Source organism: Orientia tsutsugamushi, assembly GCF_900327275.1.
Classification (GTDB): domain Bacteria; phylum Pseudomonadota; class Alphaproteobacteria; order Rickettsiales; family Rickettsiaceae; genus Orientia; species Orientia tsutsugamushi.
Genome location: NZ_LS398548.1, coordinates 1,291,719 through 1,317,836 on the forward strand (window position 1 = coordinate 1,291,719; position 26,118 = coordinate 1,317,836).

At 30.6% G+C, this 26,118-nt stretch carries 18 protein-coding genes and 13 pseudogenes; 23 read left to right on the forward strand and 8 right to left on the reverse strand.

Going from position 1 to position 26,118, the window contains the following annotated elements; genetic code table 11:
- Window positions 1-360 precede the first annotated feature (360 nt).
- Entirely contained in the window at window positions 361-1,644 is a 1,284-nt protein-coding gene (locus tag DK405_RS06800) for a hypothetical protein (RefSeq protein WP_045912483.1), read from the reverse strand.
- A 496-nt stretch (window positions 1,645-2,140) separates the two neighbouring features.
- On the opposite strand from DK405_RS06800, the pseudogene DK405_RS06805 reads away from it, so the two are divergent.
- Window positions 2,141-2,236 (forward strand): annotated as a pseudogene (locus tag DK405_RS06805) (IS5/IS1182 family transposase); the annotation flags it as partial.
- A gap of 24 nt (window positions 2,237-2,260) precedes the next feature.
- On the opposite strand, the pseudogene DK405_RS06810 reads toward DK405_RS06805, so the two are convergent.
- A pseudogene (locus tag DK405_RS06810) lies at window positions 2,261-2,596 on the reverse strand (hypothetical protein).
- 904 nt (window positions 2,597-3,500) lie between these two features.
- On the opposite strand from DK405_RS06810, the pseudogene DK405_RS16165 reads away from it, so the two are divergent.
- Window positions 3,501-3,605, forward strand: a pseudogene (locus DK405_RS16165) (IS982 family transposase); the annotation flags it as partial.
- A gap of 10 nt (window positions 3,606-3,615) precedes the next feature.
- Here DK405_RS16165 and rho read toward each other — a convergent pair.
- Window positions 3,616-5,121, reverse strand: a complete 1,506-nt coding sequence (gene rho, locus DK405_RS06825) for a transcription termination factor Rho (protein WP_109510630.1) — start codon at window positions 5,119-5,121, stop codon at window positions 3,616-3,618.
- 1,488 nt (window positions 5,122-6,609) lie between these two features.
- Between rho and hemE the strand changes: the two genes are divergently transcribed.
- From hemE to DK405_RS15455, 11 genes and pseudogenes are all read left to right on the forward strand, one after another.
- Window positions 6,610-7,638 (forward strand): uroporphyrinogen decarboxylase, encoded by a 1,029-nt coding sequence (gene hemE, locus DK405_RS06830; RefSeq protein WP_045912484.1) that lies wholly within the window; start codon window positions 6,610-6,612, stop codon window positions 7,636-7,638.
- Entirely contained in the window at window positions 7,631-8,665 is a 1,035-nt protein-coding gene (hemH, locus tag DK405_RS06835) for a ferrochelatase (RefSeq protein ID WP_045912485.1), read from the forward strand. Before hemE ends, hemH begins: the two co-directional genes overlap by 8 nt.
- An 8-nt stretch (window positions 8,666-8,673) precedes the next feature.
- Window positions 8,674-9,108: a CopD family protein gene (locus DK405_RS06840; protein WP_012461171.1), complete on the forward strand. Its 435-nt coding sequence runs from the start codon at window positions 8,674-8,676 to the stop codon at window positions 9,106-9,108.
- 40 nt (window positions 9,109-9,148) lie between these two features.
- Window positions 9,149-9,244 (forward strand): annotated as a pseudogene (locus tag DK405_RS06845) (IS5/IS1182 family transposase); the annotation flags it as partial.
- An 837-nt stretch (window positions 9,245-10,081) separates the two neighbouring features.
- Window positions 10,082-10,416, forward strand: a pseudogene (locus DK405_RS16170) (IS982 family transposase); the annotation flags it as partial.
- Between the two features lie 441 nt (window positions 10,417-10,857).
- A complete protein-coding gene (locus DK405_RS06860) occupies window positions 10,858-11,226 on the forward strand; it encodes an Arm DNA-binding domain-containing protein (protein WP_064612837.1) in 369 nt (122 codons plus the stop codon).
- Between the two features lie 303 nt (window positions 11,227-11,529).
- A complete protein-coding gene (locus DK405_RS06865; RefSeq protein WP_081420617.1) occupies window positions 11,530-12,198 on the forward strand; it encodes a tyrosine-type recombinase/integrase in 669 nt (222 codons plus the stop codon).
- Window positions 12,199-12,289: 91 nt separating this feature from the next.
- Entirely contained in the window at window positions 12,290-12,586 is a 297-nt protein-coding gene (locus DK405_RS06870) for a hypothetical protein (protein WP_045915450.1), read from the forward strand.
- Window positions 12,586-13,139, forward strand: a pseudogene (locus DK405_RS06875) (TraE/TraK family type IV conjugative transfer system protein). Before DK405_RS06870 ends, DK405_RS06875 begins: the two are co-directional and overlap by 1 nt.
- A pseudogene (locus DK405_RS06880) lies at window positions 13,136-13,327 on the forward strand (hypothetical protein); the annotation flags it as partial. The pseudogenes DK405_RS06875 and DK405_RS06880, both read left to right, overlap by 4 nt.
- Before the next feature lie 11 nt (window positions 13,328-13,338).
- Window positions 13,339-14,698: pseudogene (locus tag DK405_RS15455) on the forward strand (TraC family protein).
- On the opposite strand, the gene DK405_RS06890 reads toward DK405_RS15455, so the two are convergent.
- A complete protein-coding gene (locus tag DK405_RS06890; protein ID WP_045912963.1) occupies window positions 14,606-15,592 on the reverse strand; it encodes an ankyrin repeat domain-containing protein in 987 nt (328 codons plus the stop codon). The pseudogene DK405_RS15455 and the gene DK405_RS06890 sit on opposite strands and share 93 nt — an antisense overlap.
- A 76-nt stretch (window positions 15,593-15,668) precedes the next feature.
- Between DK405_RS06890 and DK405_RS06895 the strand changes: the two are divergent.
- The 10 genes and pseudogenes from DK405_RS06895 to DK405_RS06940 form a co-directional block, all read left to right on the forward strand.
- Window positions 15,669-16,106, forward strand: a pseudogene (locus DK405_RS06895) (TraU family protein); the annotation flags it as partial.
- 22 nt (window positions 16,107-16,128) lie between these two features.
- Window positions 16,129-16,512 (forward strand): type-F conjugative transfer system pilin assembly protein TrbC, encoded by a 384-nt coding sequence (gene trbC / locus DK405_RS06900; RefSeq protein WP_045912829.1) that lies wholly within the window; start codon window positions 16,129-16,131, stop codon window positions 16,510-16,512.
- Window positions 16,509-18,200 (forward strand): conjugal transfer protein TraN, encoded by a 1,692-nt coding sequence (traN, locus tag DK405_RS06905; protein ID WP_064612752.1) that lies wholly within the window; start codon window positions 16,509-16,511, stop codon window positions 18,198-18,200. Before trbC ends, traN begins: the two co-directional genes overlap by 4 nt.
- Window positions 18,197-18,895 carry a conjugal transfer protein TraF gene (locus DK405_RS06910; RefSeq protein ID WP_064612751.1) on the forward strand — a complete coding sequence of 233 codons (699 nt, stop codon included), beginning with the start codon at window positions 18,197-18,199 and terminating at the stop codon, window positions 18,893-18,895. The genes traN and DK405_RS06910 overlap by 4 nt, the downstream gene beginning before the upstream one ends.
- Window positions 18,892-19,927 (forward strand): annotated as a pseudogene (locus tag DK405_RS06915) (conjugal transfer protein TraH); the annotation flags it as partial. The gene DK405_RS06910 and the pseudogene DK405_RS06915, both read left to right, overlap by 4 nt.
- Window positions 19,921-20,208: a hypothetical protein gene (locus tag DK405_RS06920; protein ID WP_045912847.1), complete on the forward strand. Its 288-nt coding sequence runs from the start codon at window positions 19,921-19,923 to the stop codon at window positions 20,206-20,208. The pseudogene DK405_RS06915 and the gene DK405_RS06920, both read left to right, overlap by 7 nt.
- A 170-nt stretch (window positions 20,209-20,378) precedes the next feature.
- Window positions 20,379-21,347 carry an IS110-like element ISOt5 family transposase gene (locus tag DK405_RS06925; RefSeq protein WP_081420588.1) on the forward strand — a complete coding sequence of 323 codons (969 nt, stop codon included), beginning with the start codon at window positions 20,379-20,381 and terminating at the stop codon, window positions 21,345-21,347.
- Between the two features lie 82 nt (window positions 21,348-21,429).
- Window positions 21,430-22,059, forward strand: a pseudogene (locus DK405_RS06930) (conjugal transfer protein TraG N-terminal domain-containing protein); the annotation flags it as partial.
- Window positions 22,059-22,723 (forward strand): annotated as a pseudogene (locus tag DK405_RS13070) (TraC family protein); the annotation flags it as partial. The pseudogenes DK405_RS06930 and DK405_RS13070, both read left to right, overlap by 1 nt.
- Before the next feature lie 176 nt (window positions 22,724-22,899).
- Window positions 22,900-23,244, forward strand: a pseudogene (locus DK405_RS06940) (DNA adenine methylase); the annotation flags it as partial.
- Window positions 23,245-23,288: 44 nt separating this feature from the next.
- On the opposite strand, the gene DK405_RS06945 reads toward DK405_RS06940, so the two are convergent.
- The 4 genes from DK405_RS06945 to DK405_RS13330 form a co-directional block, all read right to left on the reverse strand.
- Window positions 23,289-24,158 carry an RMD1 family protein gene (locus DK405_RS06945; RefSeq protein WP_011945086.1) on the reverse strand — a complete coding sequence of 290 codons (870 nt, stop codon included), beginning with the start codon at window positions 24,156-24,158 and terminating at the stop codon, window positions 23,289-23,291.
- Between the two features lie 596 nt (window positions 24,159-24,754).
- Window positions 24,755-24,910 carry a conjugal transfer protein TraB gene (locus DK405_RS13075; protein ID WP_174197578.1) on the reverse strand — a complete coding sequence of 52 codons (156 nt, stop codon included), beginning with the start codon at window positions 24,908-24,910 and terminating at the stop codon, window positions 24,755-24,757.
- 27 nt (window positions 24,911-24,937) lie between these two features.
- Window positions 24,938-25,195 (reverse strand): TraB/TrbI/VirB10 family type IV secretion system protein, encoded by a 258-nt coding sequence (locus DK405_RS06955; protein WP_052691723.1) that lies wholly within the window; start codon window positions 25,193-25,195, stop codon window positions 24,938-24,940.
- Window positions 25,171-25,407, reverse strand: coding sequence for a hypothetical protein (locus DK405_RS13330; protein ID WP_045912824.1), 237 nt, complete (start codon window positions 25,405-25,407; stop codon window positions 25,171-25,173). The genes DK405_RS06955 and DK405_RS13330 overlap by 25 nt, the downstream gene beginning before the upstream one ends.
- Window positions 25,408-26,118 lie beyond the last annotated feature (711 nt).

Sequence of the window (26,118 nt, forward strand, 5' to 3'; positions counted from 1 at the left end):
TAGAGTGTATGCAAAATCTTGATTTATCAAAAAAGTAACCTTAGAATCCATAAACATCACTGTCTATTATGCATTATCTATTTTTTTAACTTTTCGTCCCAATGTATAATTTTTTGCAACTAATTATAATGCCCTATTATAGCTTAAAAATGGTAATATACTTTAGTTTTATAACACCTGCACATATTTTCAACATACAATGTCTACTTTAGATGATTCTATATCATAAATCAAAAAGATAGTTACATCAAAAAGATGAAATGAAATAATGTTTAAATACCTTTCTAATTAATCTATATTTATAATATTAAGCTTGATTGAGTTGTGAAATAGACCTAGCAAAAGAATTACCTGTATTTTCTATACTAAACACTGAATTGCAAAATTTATGAGAGGGCCTTCATCTACTGGTCTGTCTAAAATGAACCCCTTAGTTTTATAACCTGCTTCAGCGAAAATGCTAAACCTGTCATCTATGTTAAAAGTTAAATTTAATAACCCCATGATACCATTTTTAATTTCAGCATGCCTTGGAACTGGAGTTATTAACTCTGGTTGTCTCCATATTATTAAACTTCCACCTAAATCAACTTTGCTTATAGAGAAAAAGCGTGCAACGCTAAGTTCAAAGTAATAAGTATCATGTACTTTAGAAGGAGTTGAATCTTTTTTAATAAAATACCACGAATTTGAAGAATCACATACAGAATCATCTAAAGTATGATATACAGGATCATTTGATTTTAGCTCTTGCCCAAATCCAAATGCTATTTTTATAGGAGTATATTCAGTGTTAATATGCACTGTTATTCGTTTTTCTAGTACGTTATATGGAGTTAAGATAAGATTTACTGAAGGCATAAATCCAATTTGTCCCAAGCCATTTATCTGTCCTAGAGGTATCATAGGAACTTGTATGTTTTGACCAGATGCTATTGTATAAAAGGATGCGAATACCATTGGATTCATAAGATCTAAAAAACATAAAGAACGGATTTTATCCTGTATTGAAGTTTTTCCATAAATCTTTTCCATACCTAGTATATGACTTCTGATATCACCTGTTCCTAATTCATGAGCTTGTTCAAATATAACATCATGTAATACATACCAAAGCTGATTTCCAGCGCTAAAAATATAACTCCAAGCAGTAACTGGACTTAAAGGTTGTTTTGTTTGTAGCAATTGATTAATAATTCTAGACGCTAAGCAAGTATTAACTTGTACTCCTGCAAGAGTTATTGCATTGCGTTGTTGTGGATGGGAATTTGGTGAAAGATCATAATGAGTAGCAGCGCTAAATAATCTTAGTGTATATCCATCTACTGTACCACCAAATTCATATGCTCTGCGACCATGCCCTACAACCTCATGATTAAGCAATACTATATAAAAGCTAGGATAGCCTGCTATAATTCTGCCAATAATGCTATTACTCAAGCCATATTTATCATTTATTAACCCAAGAATATTAACTGCGCTTAAAGCATTATCAATACCATCAGTTGAGATAGTAACTGGAAATTTTCTATTTTGAATAATGCAATTATTAACTACTGTATAATTAGCATTAGCATAAATAGTAGTACTGCTTAGCAGTGTAAAAAGTAAAACAAAAAAAGTTGTTTTTTTATAGATTGGCATAGTAATGTTAGCTTTAAAATCAATTCTTCAATTTTAGATTGATTTTATGCTATCAAGATAGATAGTTTAAGCAATGAAAAAGTAAAAAATATTACAAGCTAATAGTATTATTCGTCAAATAAGTTGCTTATTCACAACTATAAATTGAATTTATGAGGTTTAGCTGTATACCAGTAACAGTTCGATATAATTGATATGTTAGAGATAGTTATAATAAGGGTTACAGCAATAGTTAAACACGAGTATATGATAAGAAATAGAAGAAAGAGAGTTGTAAAATACGATGTGAAGCTATGTATAGCTTAATTCTGAAAGGAAGTTATACATCGTAAAATGAAAAATCACTGCTCTTACTGCCTGGTTGTTACAATATATTAAAGACATGGATTCTATTAATAACTCTAGATTAGGATAATGGAAAGCATGAAATGCATAATGTAAAAGGTCTACAAGAGATAATGTGCAATTAGACCTCTTTCAAAACTGGTTAAGGTAGTTCAAAATTATTGCTGATAAACATCGAAATAGACGTAAAAGATTCGGTCTTAGATTTTATTTGATCTCTGGCATTTATAATTTTGATCTACCTTAACCAGTTTCGAAAAGAGATGATTCATCACTTGCCAACTTTTTTTCCAAATAGCCTTGGATATCCTAATGAAGCTGGCAGTAATCCTTTATCTACTAAAAAATTTTTTAGCTACAAATTCTCCGATATCTTCTTAAATTTCCTAAAACAACAACATAGAGCAATCCCTTCAACTATAAAAGCTAGGCCTAATTTAGTATACTTGCTGTTTAGTAGTACAATCCATGGAGCTACTCCAGCCAGCACTACTATCTATTCATCAATGCTCAAACCCATACACTTCATCGGCCCCGATAATGCCAAACATAATTTTGGATTTTGCATAATCACCTTCAGCATCAATTCTAGCATAAAAAATCTCATTCTACTCTGTGATTTTCAAAAATTCGCAAAATCTCTAATATAGCAGGCATTATTTCTCAGATAAGCTGTTTATTATCAGTCTTTCTTATTAGCAACCTAATGATGCTAAGATTTCAGGCATTATCTTGTCTAGTTCAATATTAGCATTATCACTTGTTAACATATTGGTTACAACTTTATTTGTAGCTGCTTTTACCTTATCTACACTAGTTCTAGTTATCTTGCGTCTTTCCTCCATTGGTATTTATTCCGTTAACAATATCCTTTTTTAACTTCATTACCTTCTTTCCTAGACCATGTTACAGTCAGATCCGGTATGATATTATCAAAAGTATGTTCCTTTCTTTTATATCTCTAAACTGAATTATTTTTTCTTCTTTGGTTGATACTTTTATTTTATTTAATGGTGCTTGTGTAAATTTAAAATTGAAGTAATTACATGATAACTTATTTTATAATTTGATTAAATTGTGAATCTATAGTATGCTTTTTATTTAAAAGCAAATAATTTTGTAACAATAAACATATTTTAAAGCAACATTATCAATTGCAGCTTACTCTAAGCTTATCAACTATAAATTCCAGTTGTTGAATTTAAAATCAGCACTCAATTAGCTAAATATCGTACACAAATTTGCGTTATATTTGCGCAATTTTCATCAAGATATTATTATCATTTAGTTAAATCTTCTTACCACTGAATGTATTGTCCTGATAGCTTTATCAAATTACTTCTTTGCATATATCAGTATGCTTATGTTGACAGAACAATATGTTAATCAGCTCTTGCTGTTAAACCAATCATATACATAACTTCACATCGCACAATCTTCATAAAAATTGAAAACATATTTATTATACACAGAAAGATAAGCTTTTATTAAATAAACATTGTTCTGCTATTATTAATTTCTTGTTTCATATAATATCTTCTGTTGTAAGTTATTCTATATCTAAACTTAATCCCAATCTTATATCCTATTCTTTTTCTTCTCTTTACTTATCCTAATCTTACGTTTCTATGAATTCATCAAATCAAAGAATTCACTATTAGATTTAGTGTTTTTAAGTTTATCAAGTAAAAATTCCATAGCATCTACAGCACCCATTTGATGAATGATTCTTCTAAGCATCCACATTTTTGATAATTCTGATTTACCAACTAACAGCTCCTCTTTTCTAGTGCCAGATTTATTAATGTCAATTGCTGGATAGATTCTTTTATCAGATATCTTTCTGTCTAATACAATTTCTGAGTTGCCAGTTCCTTTAAACTCCTCAAAAATCACTTCATCCATTCTAGAACCTGTATCAACTAATGCAGTTGCAATAATAGTTAAAGAGCCACCATTTTCGATATTACGAGCTGCTCCAAAAAAGCTTTTTGGTTTTTGTAAAGCATTTGAATCAACTCCACCAGTTAGTACCTTACCTGAAGATGGAACAACAGTATTGTATGCCCTAGCTAGTCTAGTAATTGAATCAAGTAATATTACTACATCTCTTTTATGCTCTACCAATCTTTTTGCTTTTTCAATTACAATTTCAGCTAGTTGAGTATGCCGTACTGCTGGTTCATCAAAAGTAGAACTTACAACTTCTCCTTTAACTGACCTAATCATATCGGTAACTTCTTCTGGCCTTTCTCCTATTAGCAATACTATTAGGTAAATTTCAGGATGATTAGTAGCAATAGAATGAGCAATGTTCTGCAATAAAATTGTTTTACCAGTACGAGGCGGAGCGACTATAAGAGCTCGTTGCCCTTTCCCCATAGGGGAAACTAGTTCCATAACTCTAGTACTAAGGTTTTTATAATCTAAATCAACTTCAAAAGAAATTTTTTCCTCTGGGTATAAAGCTACTAAATCATCAAAATGTAGCCGTTGAATAGATTTTTTAATATCTTCTCCATTAACTTTTAGTACTTTTAATAAAGCAAAGTAACGTTCTCCAGACTTAGGAGCTCTAATTTGTCCTTCAACAGTATCTCCAGTGCGTAATTCACAACGTTTAATCTGACTTAAAGATACATAAATATCGCCTGCTCCTGATAAATAATTTACTTCTGGTGATCGTAAAAAACCAAATCCTCCGTTTAAAATTTCAATTACTCCTTCTTCAATAACTGTACCGTTACGTTCTACAACCATTTTTAAAATAGCTGATATTAGTTCATTCTTAGTTAATGAACTAGCATTTTCAATTGCTAAACTTTCAGCATAACATTGCAAGGCTTCAGGAGATTTTTTCTTTAGTTCGTTCAAATGAACAGTTATTTCAACTGAAGAACCTGCAGCTTCGCTGTTAACTGAATTATTGTTAGATACATGCTTGGATGTTTTTTTTATTCTATGTTCTTTACTTTCAGCATAACATTGCAAGGCTTCAGGAGATTTTTTCTTTAGTTCGTTCAAATGAGCAGTTATTTCAACTGAAGAATCTGCAGCTTCGCTGTTGGCTGGATTATTATTAGATACAGGTTTTAATATGTTTTTTATTCTATGTTCTTTTTCTGTAGTCATAATATATTATTAAAGATTATATTGAGTTTGGTATAAATGCATTAGCTTTCTAGTATGAAATATTAATTAAACTGATAATAAATGTGTATAGTAAACTTAAAAGCAAAAATAAACATTTTGTATATGGATTTATTTATTAAATACAATGGCTTTAGCTATAGATCATAAATATTTTAAACAGAGTAGCACATGATACTTGTTAGGAACAGTTTTATAATTGCTACATATCACCAAGAAGGCAGCTTTACTACTACAGTGAATAGCAAAATTTGAAGATTTTGTCAAATAAATTCATACTTTAATACTCAAACAAAATTAATTTTAAAGCTATTTAACACAAGTTCGATATAAAGAGATATGTTATAGTATGTTGAAAATAAGTATTAGATAAAAAGCTGAACTTGAAGATATGGTAGAAGTAATAGAAAAAAGATAGTTGTAAAAAAGATATGATTAAGTATATCAAAACTACTATAGAACAATTATAATAATAAGGTGTTAAGATGTAATGAACAAGTAATTTAGTATGATATATTCTATAGATTTTTCAGAAAAATGTGCTAACAATAAATGAAAGATAGAAAATTAGTTTTAAAAAATATCAAAACGTTTTGGAATAAGAAAGAATACAGTATTTTTATGTAGTAAGAACATATTGAATTAAAAAACATAAACATATCTCCAAGAAAAATCTCTATTTAAAAACTAAAAGAAGATGTGTAATAATATATTGATTCTATCAATCAAATAGAACTAATGTTATAGTAGAATTAGTATATAAATATCTGCTAATTAGTTATTCACAAAAGTTTATCATCTCAAAAGTATTTATTCTAGTTCCTCTCTTTACTATTATTATATCATTTTTTTTGATGTCATACTTTTAAAGGTATGTTGGATTATGTATTAGAGTCTTATTTTCACAAGCTATCTTAAATTTTTTACTAGCGCTTGCCTCAAAATTTTATGTTTAACTTTTTCATAAAATTCTAGCTTCATTTGGTCTAACAATCCACTTTTTGATGCAGCATTAAGTTTAGCAATAATTACCTCCAGTAATAATCCAAATCTTATATCTTATTCTTTTCCTTCATTTTTCTTATCATAATCTGATTTTAATAATGATTAGTAGTAATAAACATTGGTATAATTACGAGATTTAACCATTATTTTGAAAAAATACATTGTAAGTAATACGTGGATAATATTGTGGATAACTATAGTAATTTATTGTAAGATTACTAATTTTAGACTATTTAAAATGTTATTATATTTTTTATCAACATGTGGATAGTTTATTTATATTATCTACATGTTGTTAATATATACATTTCAGCTTACTATAATTCTTGTATATTAAGAGATTTAGTTAAAAACTAACAAAATAAAAATGTGGATAAAAATGTGGATAAAAAATAATCCACTAAAAACTGCTTACATAAATAACTACCAAATAATATTTATATATTTAATATTGTTAATTTAGTCATGAGTAAAATTATACAAGCTTTTAATAGTTCTAATAGAAATTACACTCCAATATGGTTTATGAGACAAGCAGGTAGGTATCTACCAGAATATCAAATGTTGAGAAAAACAACAAATAGCTTTTTTGAATTATGTTACAATCCAATTAAAGCAGCAGAAATTACTTTACAACCAATAGCAAGATTTGACTTTGATGCAGCAATAATATTCTCAGATATTTTAGTACTTCCTGACTCTCTAGGAATAAATATTAGATTTATTAATAACTTAGGTCCAACAGCAGAAAAAATACCAAATCTACTAGACTTACAAAAATTAAAAATACAAAATACTAAAATTAGCAAAGTATACGAAGCAATAGATATAGTAAGAAAAAAATTAAATAAACAAAAATCTCTTATAGGATTCTGTGGAGGACCGTGGACAGTATTAACTTACATTTTAGGATATAACAGTAGAAAAACTCCAAAGTTTCATGAAATAAAATCTAATAATAAGCATGAACTTATTGTAGATTCTATCAACATTCTAACAAAGCATACAATAGATCACCTAGCAAATCAGATACTAGCAGGAGCTGATATAGTTCAAATATTTGATAGTTGGGCTGGAATTTTACCATATCAAGAGTTTTATGAATATGTGATTAAACCAACTTCTAATATAGTCAAAACATTGAAAGAAAAATTTCCTCATATAAAGATTATTGGATTTCCTAAAGGAGCAGGTAAATTATATCACAAATATACTAATGAAACTAATGTTGATGGAATAAGCTGTGATTATGATTTACAACTAGATGAAATGTTAAAATTACAAAAAAATGTTCTTGTACAAGGAAATCTTAATCCTAATACAATCTTATCAGAAAATAGCAAAATCATTGAAGAATCTGTAATAAAAATTATGGATACTTTATCAAACAATAGATTTATTTTTAATTTAGGTCATGGTATTCTACCAGAAACTCCAATAAAAAATGTTGAGTTAATAGTTAAACTAGTAAAAAACTACCATTCAAGTGAGTAACGAAAAAAAGATAGCAATAGTTCTACTAAACCTTGGAGGACCAGATAAAATTGAATCTGTTAAACAGTTTTTGTTTAATTTGTTTTACGATAAACATATAGTTCAACTTCCCAATCCATTTAGATTCTTAGTCGCTAAAATAATAGCATCAGTAAGAAACAAGTCTTCACAAAAAATTTATAATAAAATTGGAGGTAAATCTCCAATTTTATTTCAAACAACTTTACAAGCTGAAGCACTAAGAATTAAGCTAAAAAATAAGTTACTTCATCCATATAAGATTTTTATAGCTATGCGTTATTGGAATCCATTGATTCACGAAGTAGTTTCACAAATAAAAGAATATCAACCAAGCAAAGTTATATTGTTACCATTATATCCTCAGTTTTCTACTAGTACTACATTATCTGCAATAGAGGAATTTAAAAATAGTTTATTAAAGAATAAATTTAGTTGTTTAGTTAAAACTGTTTGTTGCTATCCAGTTAACAAAGGATTAGTAAATGGATACTCAAGTATAATAAAAAACTGCACTAATGATTTTTCTAATACTGTTTTGTTGTTTTCTGCACATGGACTACCAAAAAAATTTATTACTCAAGGAGATCCATATCAGTGGCAAATTGAAAATTCAGTAAAGTCAATTATTAAAAAACTAAATGTAAAAGGATTACATTGGAAAATATCTTACCAAAGTAAAATAGGACCATTAAAATGGCTAGAGCCTGATACGAAGTCTGAAATTATTTGTGCAGCTAAAAGTAAAAAAAATATTATAATTGTACCTATAAGTTTTGTATCTGAACATGTAGAAACTTTAGTTGAGCTTGATATAGATTACTCTAGTATTGCTAAACATTATGGAGTTAGTTATTGCAGAGCTGAAACTGTAGGCGTAAATGATTTATTCATAAATGGAATAGCAGATATAATACTAAAAGCTATTAATAGTAATGATGACGTTATTTCAGGAAATTGTGATAAAATATGCCCACAAAAATTTATACAGTGTATATATAAAAGATAGGTAACAAAATGCAAAACTATTATGATTATTTTAAATCTATACATATTATATCAGTAATTTTCTGGATGGCTGGAATGTTATATCTTCCTAGATTATATGTATATCATACTCAGGTTCAGACTGAATCGGAATCATATAATATGCTGTGTACAATGGAAAGAAGGCTTATATTTATTATGAGCTTATCAATGTTACTAGTATTTATTATGGGAGGAATTTTATTTTTTATCTATAATATTACAATTTATGACACATGGTTTCATGTTAAGATGTTGTCAGTGTTACTTCTTTCAACAATGCATGGAATGTTTATTAGATACCACAAGATGTTCGTTAACAAAAGCAATAAAAAATCGACAATGTTTTACAAAGTTATTAATGAGTTGGTAGCATTATTAATAGTTGTTGCTATCTTTATGGTTGTACTAAAACCATACTGGTGACTTTTTATTAATAGACCTCTTTCGAAACTGGTTAACGTAGTTCAAAATTATTGCTGATAAATATCAAAATAGAAGTAAAAGATTTGGTCTTAGATTTAATTTGATCTATGGCATTTATAATTTTGAACTACGTTAACCAGTTTCGAAAGAGGTTTAATGTAATTTGAGAATAGTTATATTATATATAGCTAAACCATTATAAAACAGTTATGGTATATTCTTTTGGAAAATAGTATCTACGTCACAGTAATATTTCATTCTGCTTGATAGTGAAAATTCAAAAATTTTTAACAACCATGATTATGTGAGTCAGCGAGTTTGTAAAGATTAATGATACAACTTGAGAAGTCTTTATAACTCTTACTTAATTAAGTAAGTATTCAAGGTACAAGTGCTAAAACATGATGCTTTGGAGATGGTATAATGATGGCTGAGTTAGTAATAGAGTATAGTAGAGATCGGTATAACAAAGTGTTTTAATACAATTAAGTATTGTGAGTTGATAGAATTTCTAAGAAATAGAATATCTGATAATAAATTTCTAAGACTAGTTATGAAACTGATTGATATAAATCATAGAAAATGGCACTATAGTTACTAACAAAGAAGGTTGTAGTCAATGCTCAATAGTTTTGCTAATCTTGGCTAATGTTTTTCTGCACTATGTTATAGATATCTGGTTTGCAAAAATTAGTAAAGAGAACTTAATTAAACAAACAGGAATGGTGAAGTATTGCGACGATATGGTATTTGTCTTTGAAAATGAAAGCAGATGCGAAAAGGTTTTATGATGTTTTGCCTAAAATGTTAAATAAGTATGGGCTAAATATCAACGAAGCTAAATTATAAATGATAAAATCTGGTAACGCCAGATTAGGATAAGTTGGAATATGAAATGTAGAGAATAAGAGGTATACAAAGAGAGAATGTTGAGTTATAAAAAAAAATTTAAATAAACAAGGAATAACACAACATGAAAAAATGTATTATAACAGTATACTATTTAATAGACAATTTTTGCAAGATATATCACGAGTTGGAGAGAAAGAGATTAATACCAAGTAGAGTAATCAAAGGAACAGAGATGTGAAGTTGTCCTTAGCTGAGTTATTAATAATAACGATATATTTTTACTTATCTCCATGCAAGGATTTTAAAAATTATTATCTATATTACTTGAGTTATAAGTATAAAGGATACTTTTGCTTACCAAGATATAGTAGAATAATACAACTGTGGCCTAGAATGTTGCTACCATTAGCAATATTAATGCATTGTCTCAAAGGAGATGAGACTGGTATATTACATACCTTTCATGTTTAAGATGATTTAACTAACAAGAAGAAATAAGTTAGATTAAGAGTTATTATGAGCTTTATACGCATTATAAAATCTGCTATGTAGTTTATTCTCATTTAAATTGATATATGGATTTAACTGTAGATGTATTAATATTACTTGTCAATATGATAATAATATCTTGATGGTAATTGCACAAATATAACAAAATATATGTATGATATTTAGCTAATTGGAATGCTGATTTTTAATCAAGCAACTTGAATTTGTAGTTGATAAGCTTAAAGTAACCTTCAATTGATAACGTTGCTTAAAAATATTTTTTATTTTTACAAAAGTATTTGCTATTAAATAAAAATCATACTACGAGTTATAAGTTTAAGCTAATTTTAAAAATTAATAAGTTATTATTTAATTACTTCAATTTTAAATTAATGAAGGGTGATAAATATGCCAGTAATATTACTTAACTTTACACAATCAGCATTAAATAAAATACAAGTACCAACCAAAGAAGAAAAAATAATCCAGTTTAGAGATACAAAAGAAAGAAACCTACTTTTGATAATATCATATACTGGATTTAGAAGATTTTATTTAGTAATAAACATTGGTGGCATATATTATAAGATAAAAATAGGAACTTCACCAGATCTGACTGTAAAAGAGGCTAGGAAGAAGATAATGAAGTTGAAAAAGGATATTGCTAACGGAATAAATCCAATGGATGAAAGACGGGAGATAAATAAAGAAAGGAGAGAAAAAAGAAATAAGAGACTTGGATTACAAACCGAACTAACATTCGGACAGGTGCATTGAAAATATGCTGAATATAGTAGGATTTATCATCCAAAAAGTTGGAAGAAAACCTATTTAACGGTAAAGAGTTATACAGTACCTTTCTACGATAAAGATATATCTAAAGTTACCGTAGAAGATATTCAGAAGCTTTTTGACGAAAAAACAGAAAAGAAATACTATGTAACAGCAAACGATATTCTTACGAAATTAAACCCTATATTTAATAAAGCTATAGAATGGGGATTAATAGATAAAAATCCTGTTCATGGAATAAAAAGGCACAGGCAAGAATCAAGATCTAGATATGTAACAAATGAAGAAATGAGAAGACTTATGGCCGTGCTAAAAGAAAAGGAAAATAGTCAATTAACAGAATCGCAAAAGCGAGCAGAACGATCAGGAAAAATTTTTACATTTATAAGTTTATTCACTGCAGCACGTAAAAGTAATGTATTAGGAATGAGATGGGACGAGATAAGCCTTAGCGAAAAAATATGGCATATACCAAAAACTAAGAGTAAAAGTGGAAAGACACTATATGTAGGATTAGCTGATGCATTAATAACAATATTGAAATACCTAAAGCAAGAAACAAATAGTGAATGGGTATTGCCAAGCCCAAGAGATAATAGCAAACACTGGTCAAGCGAGGCAATACAATGTGCATGGGATAAAATTCGCACAAAAGCTAGAATACCGAATGTAACAATACATGATCTTAGAAGAACGTTTGCAACTTGGTCGATAAATAATGGAGAAAAACTACAGACAATAGCTGAAATATTAGGGCATAGTCGTATTTCAACAACAGCTAAAATTTATACTAAAATTAGTATAGATAAGGTAAAAGCAGCTACAAATAAAGTTGTAAACAATATATTAACAAGTGATAATGCTAATACTGAACTAGACAAGATAATACCTGAAATCTTAGCATCATTAGGTCGCAAAGAAGAAAGACAGATAATAAACAGCTTATCTGAGAAATAAGGCTTGATATATTAGATAGATTTTGTAAATTTTTGAAAATCACAGTAGTAGAATGAAAAATCTCATGCTTTAATTGCGGCTGAAGGTAATTATGCAAAATCAAAAATTATGTTGGGCATTATCGAGGCCATTGAAGTATATGGGTTTGAGCATTGATGAATGGGGAGTAGTATTAGCTGGAGTAGCTCCAGGAATTGTACTACTAAACAGCAGGCATGCTAAATTAGGCCTAGCATTTATGGTTGGAGGAATTGCTCTATGTTATTGCTTTAAGAAATTTAAGAAGGTATCGGAGAATTTTTTGCTAAAAAGTTTTTTAGTAGCTAAAGGTTTATTGCCAGCTCCATTAGGATATTCAAGATTGCTGGGCAAAAAAGTTGGCAAATAATGAATCATCTCTTTAAGCAAAATGCTATACAAGAGCTGGTTAAATATAATAAATGCTTACTTTCAGTAACTATATTGCTAGCTGCAGCTAATATAATTGCGATAATGGCTGCAATTACCAAAGAAGAAAAGTGGTTGTTAATTCCAGCAATGGAGCCTGATCGTAAAATGACGTTTTCATCAAAAAATTACCATGAAACCTATTTAAAGGAATGGGCAATTTATGTGATGAAACTCTTAATTTACTACTTCTCCAAATGAGGTAGAAAGACAAATAGCAGACATGAAAGTGGTATTCAGTAATACTGAATCTTTAAAAATTTTTTTCAGAATCATTTGCAATTTGTTAAAGGCTCAAATGTGTCTTCACTCTTTTTTTCTAAAGAAGGTTGAAGTGATAAATGAATGGAGTATTAATTAGTGGAACGCTTCGTTATTGGTTTAGCGATAGTAAACATATAGCTGTCGATAAGACTTACCTTTTGACTTACAAGCGAACTCCTAATTACCTTTTGTTATTGACTGGTGTTAAAGAGAATGGAATAAAAAAATGAGTATTAGAATTTTGAGATTTATCATATGGTTTATTGCTTTGGTAAACGTTAATAATATATATGCAGTAGAATATGAGTTAGAAGCTGATGAGCTGCTTAAGCTTGAGATTTCTGATAGTGGGCCAACAAGAATTAATCTTAAAGATGAAAAAATTAATGATATTTTTATGTACCTTCAAAATGCAGCTACAGAGTCAAGGTGAACGCAAGCATACATAAGGATTTTGATCGAGAAAGATTTTCTAAACACTTTGTCTATGAATCATATGATGATGAGACTCAGCTATTCTTTAATCGTGGTTCAATAGGCTTTGTATTGCTTGTATGCCCATTGGCTGAAGCAAGTGTTTCAGCTCAAAATGAAATTGCTGAATTTCTGAAAAGCGATGAAAATTTACCTGCTGAAAGTAGCCTGCAAGTCTTGATGATTGGTAGTAATAATATAGAGAATTTTTTAAGCAACTGGCAGTCATATCGTAAAGGAGAGATATTTATTGAGTTAGCAAATAAAAGAACAGAATTTTTACGTGATCAAGCTCAAAAAGTAGGTTCTATAAAGGATGTAGTATTGTTAATTTCAGTTACTATACCTAATTTAAATGCAAATATAGATGATATGATTCGCAGACGAGATGCTTTAAAAGATACGTTTAGGTCAATTGGATTAAGCACTGAAAATGTGAATGCACAGCAATTATTAAAGTTTCTGAGAGTAATATTTGGCTGGCCTGAAGAAGAACATTCGAATATTAACCAGTATGAAATATTGTCTGAACAAATTCTAAGTGGAGATTTTTCGTTATTTGAGAATGATGATTGCGTAAATGTAAATGATGATCAAATATTTATCAGCCTAGAAGCTCGCAAAAGACCTGCAGAATGGAAATTATCTGCAAACAGCAGGAGTTGGAGTAGCTCTTTCTAGCTTAGGTAGAGGCATAAAAACTGTTTCTGTAGAGAGCAAAGTATTATTGCCAATAATCGGTGAATGGAAAGGTGATTTAAGCTCTCCAGGTATGTTACTAGCTGGCAGACGAGGTCAAATAATGTATTGGTCACCTTTTGGTGGAGCTTTATTACCTGCATTAAATAAGAATGCAGCAGCTCCAAATGAGAACTTTAACCTTTGTATAGCTGGAGTTCCAGGGTCTGAAAAATCTGTTTTTATGCAAGAATTAATGCTATCTGTTCTAGGAGTTGGTGGTAAGGTTTTTGTTCTTGATTACGGAAGATCATTTAAGCGCACATGCTTGATTCTAGGCGGTAGCTACATAGAATTTGACATGAAAAATCCTGTATCAATTAATCCATTTTCCGAAGTACCAGAAGATGATAGTGCAAAGTCTATAGAAGCTAGATCAGACTTTTTATCTAACTTTCCATCTATTTTAGCTACCATGGCTGCTCCACAGTATGGAACAAGCGATTTACAACAACCAATGCTACAGAGAGCTTTGACGCTTGCGCTACTCTCCCTCATATATAGCATGCGCTCCTCCAGCTTCAACTTCAGATTCAGCTACAGCTTCTGCTATGTCAGTGTGTTGAAGTTTTGTTAAATCATCATTATTTAAGTTCTCTAATATCATCAGCCTTACTTCTTGTGGCAAGTGGAACCAAGATGCCTGACAAGCATCCTGATTGGATTCAAATATCTCATCTATTGATTCAACTGCTCCTTGCAGCAGCTTGGTTCTTGCTTTCCCTTCTTCAATAGATTTTTCAATACAGGAAGAGTACATGAGAAATCTATTCTTACACTTTACAATATCAGAATTATTAGCACATCTTGCTAGTATATTCATGTCTTTTTTCAGTATAAATATATCAAAAAAAGACAAACCATTTTGGCTAACAGAGATAGACTTCATTTCTTCTATTTCTTTATGACATTGTTGTTCAAATTCCTTTAGCGGTTCTGATTCATTAATAAGCTCTTTATTTTGTAAAAAACCTGAGGAAGTAGTATCTACTAGGTTATCATGTTCTATCTTAACCATGTGAGTAATTAATAATCTCATCATTTCTAAATGCAGCTCTGGATTTTCAATATATTTAATCCAAGCTCTTTTAAAAGGAGTGTGATTAAACTGACCTTGTATAGTGATATTAGCTTCATGATTTAACAGAAGATTTGTTATAGGTATGAAGTTTTTTTCAACAGAGTAATGTAAAGCAGTATTGTTAGATTTATTTTGTAGATTTGGATTAGCATTATTATCTAATAAAAGCTTGACCATATGTGTGTTTCCACTGTGAGAAGCAAAATGTAACGCAGTATTGTTCCAGTGATTTTGTGTATTTACATCGATCCCGTGGTCTATCAAATATTTTACTACATCTATGTATCCTTTTTTAGCAGCATAAGGTAAAGGATGCTTATTTATAGAACTAAAGATATTCCTTGTAGTAGCATATAGCAAGCGGGCACGAAGCTGTAAATAATTATTCATATGTTTTCCCTGAAATCATATTATACTTTCAAAAGTTATTACATATTAAATGCAAATATTATTATACATTAAACGATTGTTTCAAAATGTAGCTACTTATCAAGCATGTATAGCTGATTGCATGAGTTGTAGCGCTGGTTTATTAGCAAGTGATTATGCTTTTTGGTGGGCCGAATGTCAAGGAATGCTTTACCCTTTTACTGGAACAGCTACTGCTCATAATGGTGGAGTTGGAACGTCTGTATTAATGGTAAGTAAGTTTATGGCTAAGATGCATAGGCAGCTGATGTTATGGGGATATTATGGTTATAAAGGCCTATGTGGTAAGTATCCTATGCCTATCATGAAGAAAAGCCAATATCGACTACAAATGACTTATCCAATTCCAGAAACAAAATCTTGCAAGAACATAGGTCAAACAGAAGCTACATGGCAAGCTGGTAGAGAATTTCCAGTTAATGGTGAAGATTTTGGTTACTTGATTTGGCGAAAAAGAGATTGTTGTTTGCTTTGATTTATAAAGCTTGGAGAGGAATATGGTTATACGAGTAATGATGTTGATGGTTTTATTATTTGTTAATAATGCTAATGCTTTTTTTTTGGACAAGCAAAAAACTTTTATTTTTGTCTCATTTTCAATGAGTGATGAGGCTTTAAAAAGCTATTTTGCTGAATCTCAAAAGTCTGGAGCTCGATTAGTTATGCGTGGGTTAATTAATAACTCATTTACACAAACAAAGAATAAAACTATGGAGCTTGATATTAGCTTCGATATAGATCCTAGCTTGTTTGAGAAATATAAGGTTGATGTTGTACCAGTGATAGTAATAGATGATGAAAAAAGAGGATTAACCAAGAAATTAACTGGCCATATTCCTTTAGCAACAGCATTAGAAATTATGAATGAGAATACTCCATGAAGCAACTTATAGTACTAGTTTTGATAATATTGAACATCAATTGTTGTTTAGCTTCAATGCAAAGCAGTTATAATGAAGCTAGCAACTATAATGTAAATCTTGGAAATTCTTCAAATACACAAGAATTATTTCATCAAGGTAGTAATGTCAATTATCCTAATAATGATGAGGATTTAACCTATCATGGCCGTAATCAGCTTGGTACAGAAAGTGGGGCAATGTTATTTCAAGCTGAAAACAGTAAAAACAATGCCTTAACTCAACATAATATCAACGATCAAAATTATATGATAGCTAATTCAATGAGAATTGAATCTGATCCTTTAAGTGCCCTTGATAGCAGTAACTTCATAACTCAGACAAGTACAACTAATACTGAAATCATTCAAAGTTGTACTGAAGGCAGTAAGTTCAATATTGAACTTATTCGAGAATTAAACGTTGAGTGCAAATTAGAGAATGTATGGCTTCCATGGCAAAGCCGGCAAATGGAATTTGCAACAGAAGAAATAAAGGAGAATCATAGTAATTGGCTTAAGAGTCGTAGCGATGTCTATGATGAATCAGGTGCGCAAATATACTGCCTAGTAGATGATCCCGAAGCAATTGAAAGACAAATGAAATGGGCTATTGCTAATAGGCTCGGTGTACCTACACAGCATATTGGTAGAAATTTTTTATTAGAAGTAAATGAAAAAATATGTATACTTCACTATGACTACAGAGATAAGACTCAAGAACTAAGGAAAGTAGCAGAATATTGGAAAGTTTTAAACCCTGAACTTGAGCAATTAACAGAAAGTAACGAATGCTATGAGGTCAATAGAATCAACTATGATGGTGGTGATAGAGTATTTTTTGACAAGTTTAAAGTCAATCGTCCATATTGGAAACAAAAGATTGTTTTTTCTTGTACTAGCGATCCAAAAGATGGTTGCAAACACCTTAAAATTCAAAATTGCGAATTAAAAAACAGCACTTGCAAAAAATCAGTAGCAAATATTTGTTTACTATGGCAGCACGATTATAGCTGTTCAACTGAGAAGCAAACAATGCTACGCTCATCATTGCGTAATAACTCGATCTTTTGTTTAGGAGGTAATTGCAACACTCCAACTATTATACCAAACAGGGATATAGCTAAAGTAGCTCATCTAGCGATGCTAAATCAGATGAGCAAAGACATTAAAACAAATCCCGTTTCTGTATTTTCAGGTAAACATCGAAAATGCAAAAAAGATGTATTTAGTTTTTTGAATTGCTGCTCTTCAATGACTGGCTGGGGGCGTGATATAGGCTTATCACAATGCAAATCTAAAGAACAAGAATTAGCTCTATATAGAAAAAAAGGTTACTGCTATTACATTGGAACCTACTGTTCTTCAAGAATTCCAATATTAGGTATTTGCTTAGCTAGAAAGTCTACTTATTGCTGCTTTCAGTCAAAACTTGCAAGAATTTTTCAGGAAGAAGCAAGAAAACAGCTAAAAATAGACTTTGGAACACCTGAATGTCCAAATTGTAGAGGCCTTACTGTTAAGGAATTACAAAAAGTTGATTTCACTAAAATCAATATGGATGAACTATTTGGCGATATACTCACTAAGGCTCAAAACAGCATGAACAAAGACATTATTGCAGGAATCAAAGATAAAGTTCATCGTATGCAACAAAGTCAGTCTAAATGAGCAGATTACTAATGGTTATGATATTAATTAGTCATTTATCCACTGTTGATGCTTCACCAACAGGATTTCTATGGTATAATGATAAACATGGTCATGAGCCTGATGACTCTACTTCTAAGTTGATAAATTTGGCCCATGATCATAGAATCGAGGAATTAAAGGAGCAATTTAATCGAGCTCAGCGTATAGCGCTTGATAATCCAACGCTCGAAAATGTAATTACAGCTCAAAGGCTACAGAAAAAAATCATGGAGAAGGCGCATAAGTTTGCTACTATGTGGCAACTAGCTACTCTACTTGATTATCAACTGATTAATGCTCATGAGCCATCTAATAGCTTACATAGAAAGCTGTATCAAGAAAAATCAGAGCAGAAAAACGACTTAAAACTCAAAAACATTGCTAAAAACTGGGGATTAATTTTGCAAGTTAAACAAGATTGCTTGCTATGTAAAGCCTTTATTCCTATTGTTCAGAGCTTTGCTAATAAATATGCATTTCAGTTGCTAGCTGTCAGTAAGAATAATGAGTTACTAAATAAATTAAATCCTAAGCATGTTGTGCCTGTATTATATCTAGTAGCTAGCGATGGTAAAAAAATATATGCAGTAGCTAGAAGCATAATCTCTGAAGATAAAATTATCGACAATATTCTAGCAATCGATAGATATTATCATAAATTGGAGACCGCATGAGCATTAGAATCAGAGTTTATGTCATTACAATGCTATTATTGCTACAAGCTCCAGTGTCACTGGCTTGGAATATCGAAAACGTATTTCAAGGAATGAGTGTTAATGTTACTAGATCTGGATCATATCAGAATCAAGCGGCTGGATATTATGCAGCTGGCGGATTATCTGCCAGAACAAGCCAAACATCATTTCAGCCATTTGCTATAACTCCACCATCTTTAAACATGAGCTGTAGCGGTATTGACGCCTATCTTGGTAGCTTCTCTGTTATTTCTGGAGAAGAATTAGTTCAACTAATGAAAAACATTGGTTCTCAAGCTAAAGTTTATGCATTTTCATTAGGATTAAAAACATTTGCTCCACAGATCGAAAATGCTCTTAAGGACTTGCGTAATCTAGCAATGGAGATGAATCAATTTGCCAAAGGAGATTGTGAATTAACAAAAGCATTATTTGCTACAGCTTTACCAAAGAACTGGGCTATGAGAGAAGCTGTTTGCCGTGATATACAGTCACAAAGCGGGTTTGATTATTTTGCCGCTGGTAAAAAATGTCGTAATGATTTAGCTCAAAAACAAGCTCTACGACAAGCACAAAATAAGGATTCAGAGCTAATGCTTGATGATTATAACATCTTCACTAAAGCAGCAGCAAAGGTTGGAATACCATCAAATATGCATGATTCAATCATGTCTATGACTGGCACTATCGTGGTTACAAACAATAATGTACACTTTTATGACTCCTTAGCTCAGGACGAAAAAAGTTGGATTAGTCATTTAAAAGGCGGAGAATCAGCCTCGATTTACAGTTGTGATAATGTCAGTTGCTTGCATTCAAAGCTTGCAACGAAATATCACAATATTGCCAGAGAAATCTTATGCAGGTAAAGCTAAACAACAATTGACTAATCTAAAAATTAAATTTGATCATAATACTGAATTTAGTGACCCTGAAATAGCCTTTTTATCTTCGATTGGAGATATATTTCCGATTTATTTGGTGGTGGAGACTTATTGTGGCATGTGTTTAACGTCATAGGAAGAGTTTTTGCTTCAAATAGTGAATACTTCACTCCAGTAGGCCACTTAGCATTGACTATTGGTGGCATATGGGCTGCTACTAGGGCTATTTTTAGAGGAAATATCGGCATCTTTGCTATGGAATGGTTCTTTCCATCGATATTTATTTTTACGCTGTTATTTGCCCCCAAAGCTACTGTTTGGCTGAAGGATGAGGTATCAATGAATGCGCCAGTGAAGGTTGATAACATTCCTTGTATGATAAAAATAAGTGAAATTGCAATAAAATAAAAGATTATAGCAATAGCACAAAAGAAAGCTAGTATACAGTAGCGTTCCTAAGGCTAATAGCCTGTTCTATAGATAAGTAACTAGCTTTTTTAATTAAAAACCGGACGGTATTCTTAGGCAAAAAGCCTGTATTTACAAGGTTGGTTTTGAGATATTTAACATAAAATTTGGTGATTATGAATAGTATAATTGTAGGAATTGACGTTTCTAAAGAGACATTTGATGCAGCTGTGTTAATTAATAATAAAGTTCAAACAAGAAAATTTAATAATAATTCTGAAGGGTTTAACAAATTAGTAACATGGTTAAAAAGCAGAGGAACTGGACATGTTTGTATGGAAGCAACAGGTATCTACTGGAAAAATTTAGCTAAATATCTGTACGATTATGGTTATAAAGTAAGCGTAGTAAATCCTGCCCGTATTAAAGGTTTTGCAATGAGTAAACTTAGTCGTACAAAAACAGATAAAGCAGACAGTGTATTAATAGCAGATTTTTGCAAAGCAATGAAACCGGAAGCATGGTATCCACAGCCTCTTTATATTCAAGAACTACAGCAGCTAGTTAATCGCCTGAATGTTTTAATTAAGCATAAAACACAAGAAACAAATAGATTAGAAGGAGCTTCTAAAGCAATTGCTAATAATATTCAAATGCATATTGAATTTCTTGAAACACAAATTAAAGAAATTGAACAACTAATCAATGACCATATTAAAAATAACAAAGATCTTCATAATAAGGCTATGTTACTTGAGTCAATACCAGGCATAGGAGCAAAAACACAGGCTGTAGTTCTTGCTTTTTTAGCAGATATTGAGAAATTTAGTTCTGCTAAACAAGTTGTAGCTTTTGTAGGTCTTAATCCTAAGCATCGTCAATCTGGCAGTTCCGTGCGGGGGGCTAGTATAATCTCTAGAACTGGTAATTCAGATCTACGTAAGTCTTTTTATATGCCTGCTATGTCTGCCTTAAGACATAATTGTATTATCAAGCAATTTTCTCAACGTTTGTCTGATACTGGCAAACCCAAAATGCTTATCCTTATTGCCGCTATGCGTAAGTTATTACATATCATTTATGGTGTTTTAAAGCATAATTCTCCTTTTAATCCTAATGTTTTAATCAATCAGAAATAATAATTTTATAAAAACTTACATCTTTTTTATAAAATTATTATTTCTTTTCTTGATTCTTATCACGGTATCTATAGGTATAGCAATGTTTGCTTCTCTTTCATCGCAAACGAGTTACTTTGTATCAAAAATGTTGGAACAGCATCTTTTGCCAGCTTATGAAGGACTATCAAGCAGAAAAACTGGTATTATGTTTGGAGCTAAGGCTGTAGCTAAGATTCGAGATGTGCAAATACAGGATCCAATAACTTTAACTAATACGAAAGAATTCCTTAGACAATGCTTTATGAAGCCTTACATCATAGGTAATATCTTAGGCAAAAAAGCTGCTGCTCAACAAACTAATGATATCATAGGATTTATCGAGCAGAATATACCTAATAATTTCGGTATTTATTATCGCGAACCGAGTAATTTAGGTATTAGTTTCAAGACATGCAGACAAGCTACTCCATTAATTAAGGCAGCAATTCATAAAGAATTAAACGAAGGACTTCTAACAAAGTTCGCAGCAGCGATTGGAGTTCAATTTGATCAGTCAAACATGTTAAATCAAAGACTAAAAGTCATGACTGGAGATACACTAAAATATCTACAAAGAGAACAACAAGACATTCATGAATGGATGAAGCAAGCTATGCTACTTAATGCTAATCGTGAGTCATATGATGACTGGCATGAGAAGTTTTCATTATCACGATTTTATCCTAATCTGGCGTTATAAAGGATGTAGTATTGTTGATTTCAGTAACTATACCTAATTTAAATACAAATATCGATGATATGATTCGCAGACGAGATGTTTTAAAAGATACGTTTAGGTCAATTGGATTAAGTACTTAAAATGTGAATGCACAGCAATTATTAAAGTTTTTAAGAGTAATATTTGGCTGGCCTGAAGAAGAAGAACATTCAGAGATTAACCAGTATGAAATATTGTCTAAGCAAATTCTAAGTGGAGATTTTTCGTTATTTGAGAATGATGATTGTGTAAATGTAAATGATGATCAAATATTTATCAGCCTAGAAGCAAGAAAGAGGCCTGCAGAGTGGAAATTATATGCTATGGATCTGTTTTTAGGTAATGAAATGCGTCGTGATGAATATATAAAATCAAATTTCCTGATTCATTTTGGTCTGCAAATCTTACTAAATCAAGCGATGGAAAGGACTGCAGCCATAACTAAAAGAGAAGCGCTAGAAAGAAATATTAATGCAGGAATGGGTTTTTTTCTGATATACAGCAAGAAGCAGAAGATTTAGCAGGCCTAGTAGATGCTTTACAGAGTGGTGATAGAGTTGTTAATATTCACTTCAATGTTATTATGTTTGATAAAATAAAGAAAGCTAAGCAATCTGCATCAGCGTTTTGCTCTATGAAAAATTTTTTCATCTTTTTTTAAGTAGATGCGAAATTATCACATTGTATCTCTAGCTACAAAAATATCCTTCAAAAAAGATTTATAAAAAAGCTCCGCAACAGTTATTATTACTGGCTTTAAGGCTTATTTTCTGCTATAATCCATAGTAGAGATTAAACTAAATCAAAATTCTTGTGTCAATAGCAATTTCTAATGAACCAAAGCCTTTTCTCAAGTGGGTTAGAGGCAAAAAAAGAATTGTTAATAAATTAATAGAGCATCTTCCTTCATGGCCATACTATAATTACTATGAACCATTCCTTGGAGGTGGGGCTTTATTTTTTCAAATTAGGCATCTGTTTAAACAATGTTTTTTGTCTGATATTAATCTCGACTTAATTACTAGTTATCATGCTGTTAAAAAGAATCCAAATGAAGTCAATAGATTACTAAATCTATATCACAAAAACTATTCTGAAAATCACTACTATAAAATAAGAGACAATTATTATAGTAATGATCCTAATGATAGCACGGCAAATCTATTTTAGATTTATCAATAAATACTATCTTATCTTTAAGTTTAAGAAAATATTCTAGAAATAAAATCATTATGTAAAAGTGCTAATACTACCTCTATAGCAATTAAGCCTACAATAATCATTTCTAACCTAGTTGAATGTAAGTAGTTTAATTCGTTTGATAGAATAGTATATAATTCATGAATCATATCTAAGCGATGATTCATAATGTTTTGTCTTAATTGAATATCTTGAAACTCTACTGTCATAAGGTATAGTGGTTCATATCTAGGTCTGCGCCAAAAAAATTGTGGAGTATCCAATATATCGCTGTGTAAATTTATTGAATAACGCTCATTAAATAAAATACCTATTTGTTTTGATAATTCTTTTTTTGACAAAGATACACGCCCATTAGTAGCTAGTTCTTTTTGTAAAGGTGATGTTTTTTCTAACAGTTTTATAACTGATGACTCTAATATCTTCAATTTCACAGATTGTGCTAAAGCATGTGAAATAGATAGTTTGATTAGTACTGATTGATCATGTAGTATAATTTCATTTTCTTCTTCATCGATATAAGTTTTTTGAGCTTGGTAATCATAGCGGTAATATATTAAATCTGATACAAAATCTTGACTAAGTTCTTTATATTGAACCACAGAATCTACATCTATAATAAATTTTTGATCAATTTCTGTATCAACATTGTTTAACCAGTTCAATATACTGTGTTCATAGTTTTTATTTGTTCCCCAAATTACTACAGCTCCGAATGCGAAATAGAATACATCAACTAAATTATTAGTGAATTGTGTCTGAACATGTACTACATCATCAAAATACTTAGGCTCTAATCCAGCACTTACCAAGCTCTGTACAAGAGCTTGAATACTATAATTAGATGACTTGCAATAAGAAGAACATCTCATTAAAAAAATCTTATTGTTTTCAATTTTGGTTTAATAATGCATTGTGCTATAGCTTACCAAGCTATAAAAACCGCAACAATAAATATATCGCAGGTTAAGTATACATTTTTTAAGTTAAACAATCAAACTATAAACTCTATATTAATATAAGTTTGATATAACTATAGTCATTTACAATGAGGTTTGAGAATAGAAAGAATCAATAATAGATTTATAAAATTTACCAAATTGAGTAATTTGATTTCTAATCTACATAACCAACACAGATTCTATTAACTATTTTATCGCTTTTTTTCTATTCTCAAACCTCATTGTAGATAACTATAAATGCTCCTCCAGCTTTTGTTATTAGTCGAATTTATTATGCAAATTAACTTTTTCATGGCTAGTTGACTGTGAATAAGTTGAATTATGTAGCTTCTTTTTGCGCTCACGTAAGTCAAAACCTTTTTTAAATACAACATCGATGACTCTACCTGAGGCAACAACAATGACTGAACTCATGGAATCAGCCAGTTTTATAGCAAAATCATCTAACTTATCAAAAGCATTGTTAGCTCCAGAGCAAGCTCCAGACTGAAATACATCTCCAACACTTAACTCTGATTGACCTGACCTTGAGTCATTATATTTAACGTTGGAGCTGTTGTTATATCAGGTTTTATAGCCTTAGCTTGTAGAAACTTAGCTATACTGCTAAATACTCCATTTAATGCAGCCATTCTTACTACTTTAGACGATTTATCTACCACTATTCCTTTAATTCCAGAACGTCCATCTTAGCCTATTAACCAGCATTCCACCTGTTTCTCGATAATATCTCCTTGTTTATTGACTACTGAAAGAGTTTCGATGCGACATGTAGCTCTCTCTGAGAAAATCTCTCCGTTACAGGATCCAATTAAAATAGCCTTTTTGATTTGATCAGTTTTATATTTATCATAAAGAATTGCTGTATCAAGCAACTGCAGAACAATTGGTTCTGGTGATGAAGAGCTGTTTGTCCCTGTACCTACAACGACTCCAGTAAGTAGCACATCTCTAGCAGAACTACAGCTAGTAACATAGTTCTCAACATTTTTTTTGGGTCAGATTCAGCTCTCCTAAGATTTACAAATGATTTTACTACTACTACAGGAACTTGCTTTGTTTTGTTATCATGTGGTGAATTTGAAATATGATGATTAAGATCAGAACTGAAGTCTTCGCTATCATTATTATATAGACCTTGCTTAGGCTGATTTTTCAATATCTCAAGTTTTTGGTTAAAATTATTAATTTTTGTAGTAGTTTCTAAATATCTACTTTCTATTACACTTTCTAATCTATCTTTTAATGTTTTGACTTCACTAAGTATTTCATTTGTCTATTTTGCTCTCAAATCTACAGCTTGTTCTACTCCAGAAATCGCTTCTTTTGATTCACAATTTTCTGTAAAAGTTATAGATTCTTTCGTTTTACCACTTTCAGAAAAAAATACGAAACAAGCATTATTGTTATGCTTATGAAAGTTAAGGCAATTACTGGCTTTCGGCGAATAATACTCGCTAATTCTGATAACTTGCTATTAGACCTAACAGATTCAGTTTTTGCTTTGTCATTTAGCTCTAAATCTTCTTCTCCTGACTCCTTATCCTAATCTGGCGTTTAAACACTTGTTTTTATATTTTTGTTCTAAACAAAGTGTTACTCTTCCACTAGATGATTTTCTTGCTCGAAAGGCCCTTTACAACTTCATCACTATAGATTAGTACTGTTTTTACCTCTAGAGTTTTAATTTTACTTAGTGCTAGATTTGTAAACTTTAATGATATTGATGCCATAAATTGCCGCATATATTAATGTTTATATTATTAATATATATATTACAATTACTTAAACAGATGATCTATATTATGCTTTTTTTGATAGCAAATTTTTTATACTAATTTGTTCATAATACATATAACTTGAAAATTAC

Excerpts from the sequence above, each read along its gene's own strand:
- traN (WP_064612752.1), top strand. The coding sequence starts at position 16,509 with ATGAAGCAACTTATAGTACTAGTTTTGATAATATTGAACATCAATTGT.
- DK405_RS06840 (WP_012461171.1), top strand. The coding sequence starts at position 8,674 with ATGCAAAACTATTATGATTATTTTAAATCTATACATATTATATCAGTA.
- DK405_RS06870 (WP_045915450.1), top strand. The coding sequence starts at position 12,290 with ATGCAAAATCAAAAATTATGTTGGGCATTATCGAGGCCATTGAAGTAT.
- DK405_RS06890 (WP_045912963.1), bottom strand. The coding sequence starts at position 15,592 with ATGAATAATTATTTACAGCTTCGTGCCCGCTTGCTATATGCTACTACA.
- DK405_RS06865 (WP_081420617.1), top strand. The coding sequence starts at position 11,530 with ATGAGAAGACTTATGGCCGTGCTAAAAGAAAAGGAAAATAGTCAATTA.
- DK405_RS06860 (WP_064612837.1), top strand. The coding sequence starts at position 10,858 with ATGCCAGTAATATTACTTAACTTTACACAATCAGCATTAAATAAAATA.
- rho (WP_109510630.1), bottom strand. The coding sequence starts at position 5,121 with ATGACTACAGAAAAAGAACATAGAATAAAAAACATATTAAAACCTGTA.
- DK405_RS06800 (WP_045912483.1), bottom strand. The coding sequence starts at position 1,644 with ATGCCAATCTATAAAAAAACAACTTTTTTTGTTTTACTTTTTACACTG.
- hemE (WP_045912484.1), top strand. The coding sequence starts at position 6,610 with ATGAGTAAAATTATACAAGCTTTTAATAGTTCTAATAGAAATTACACT.
- DK405_RS06945 (WP_011945086.1), bottom strand. The coding sequence starts at position 24,158 with ATGAGATGTTCTTCTTATTGCAAGTCATCTAATTATAGTATTCAAGCT.
- trbC (WP_045912829.1), top strand. The coding sequence starts at position 16,129 with ATGGTTATACGAGTAATGATGTTGATGGTTTTATTATTTGTTAATAAT.
- DK405_RS06910 (WP_064612751.1), top strand. The coding sequence starts at position 18,197 with ATGAGCAGATTACTAATGGTTATGATATTAATTAGTCATTTATCCACT.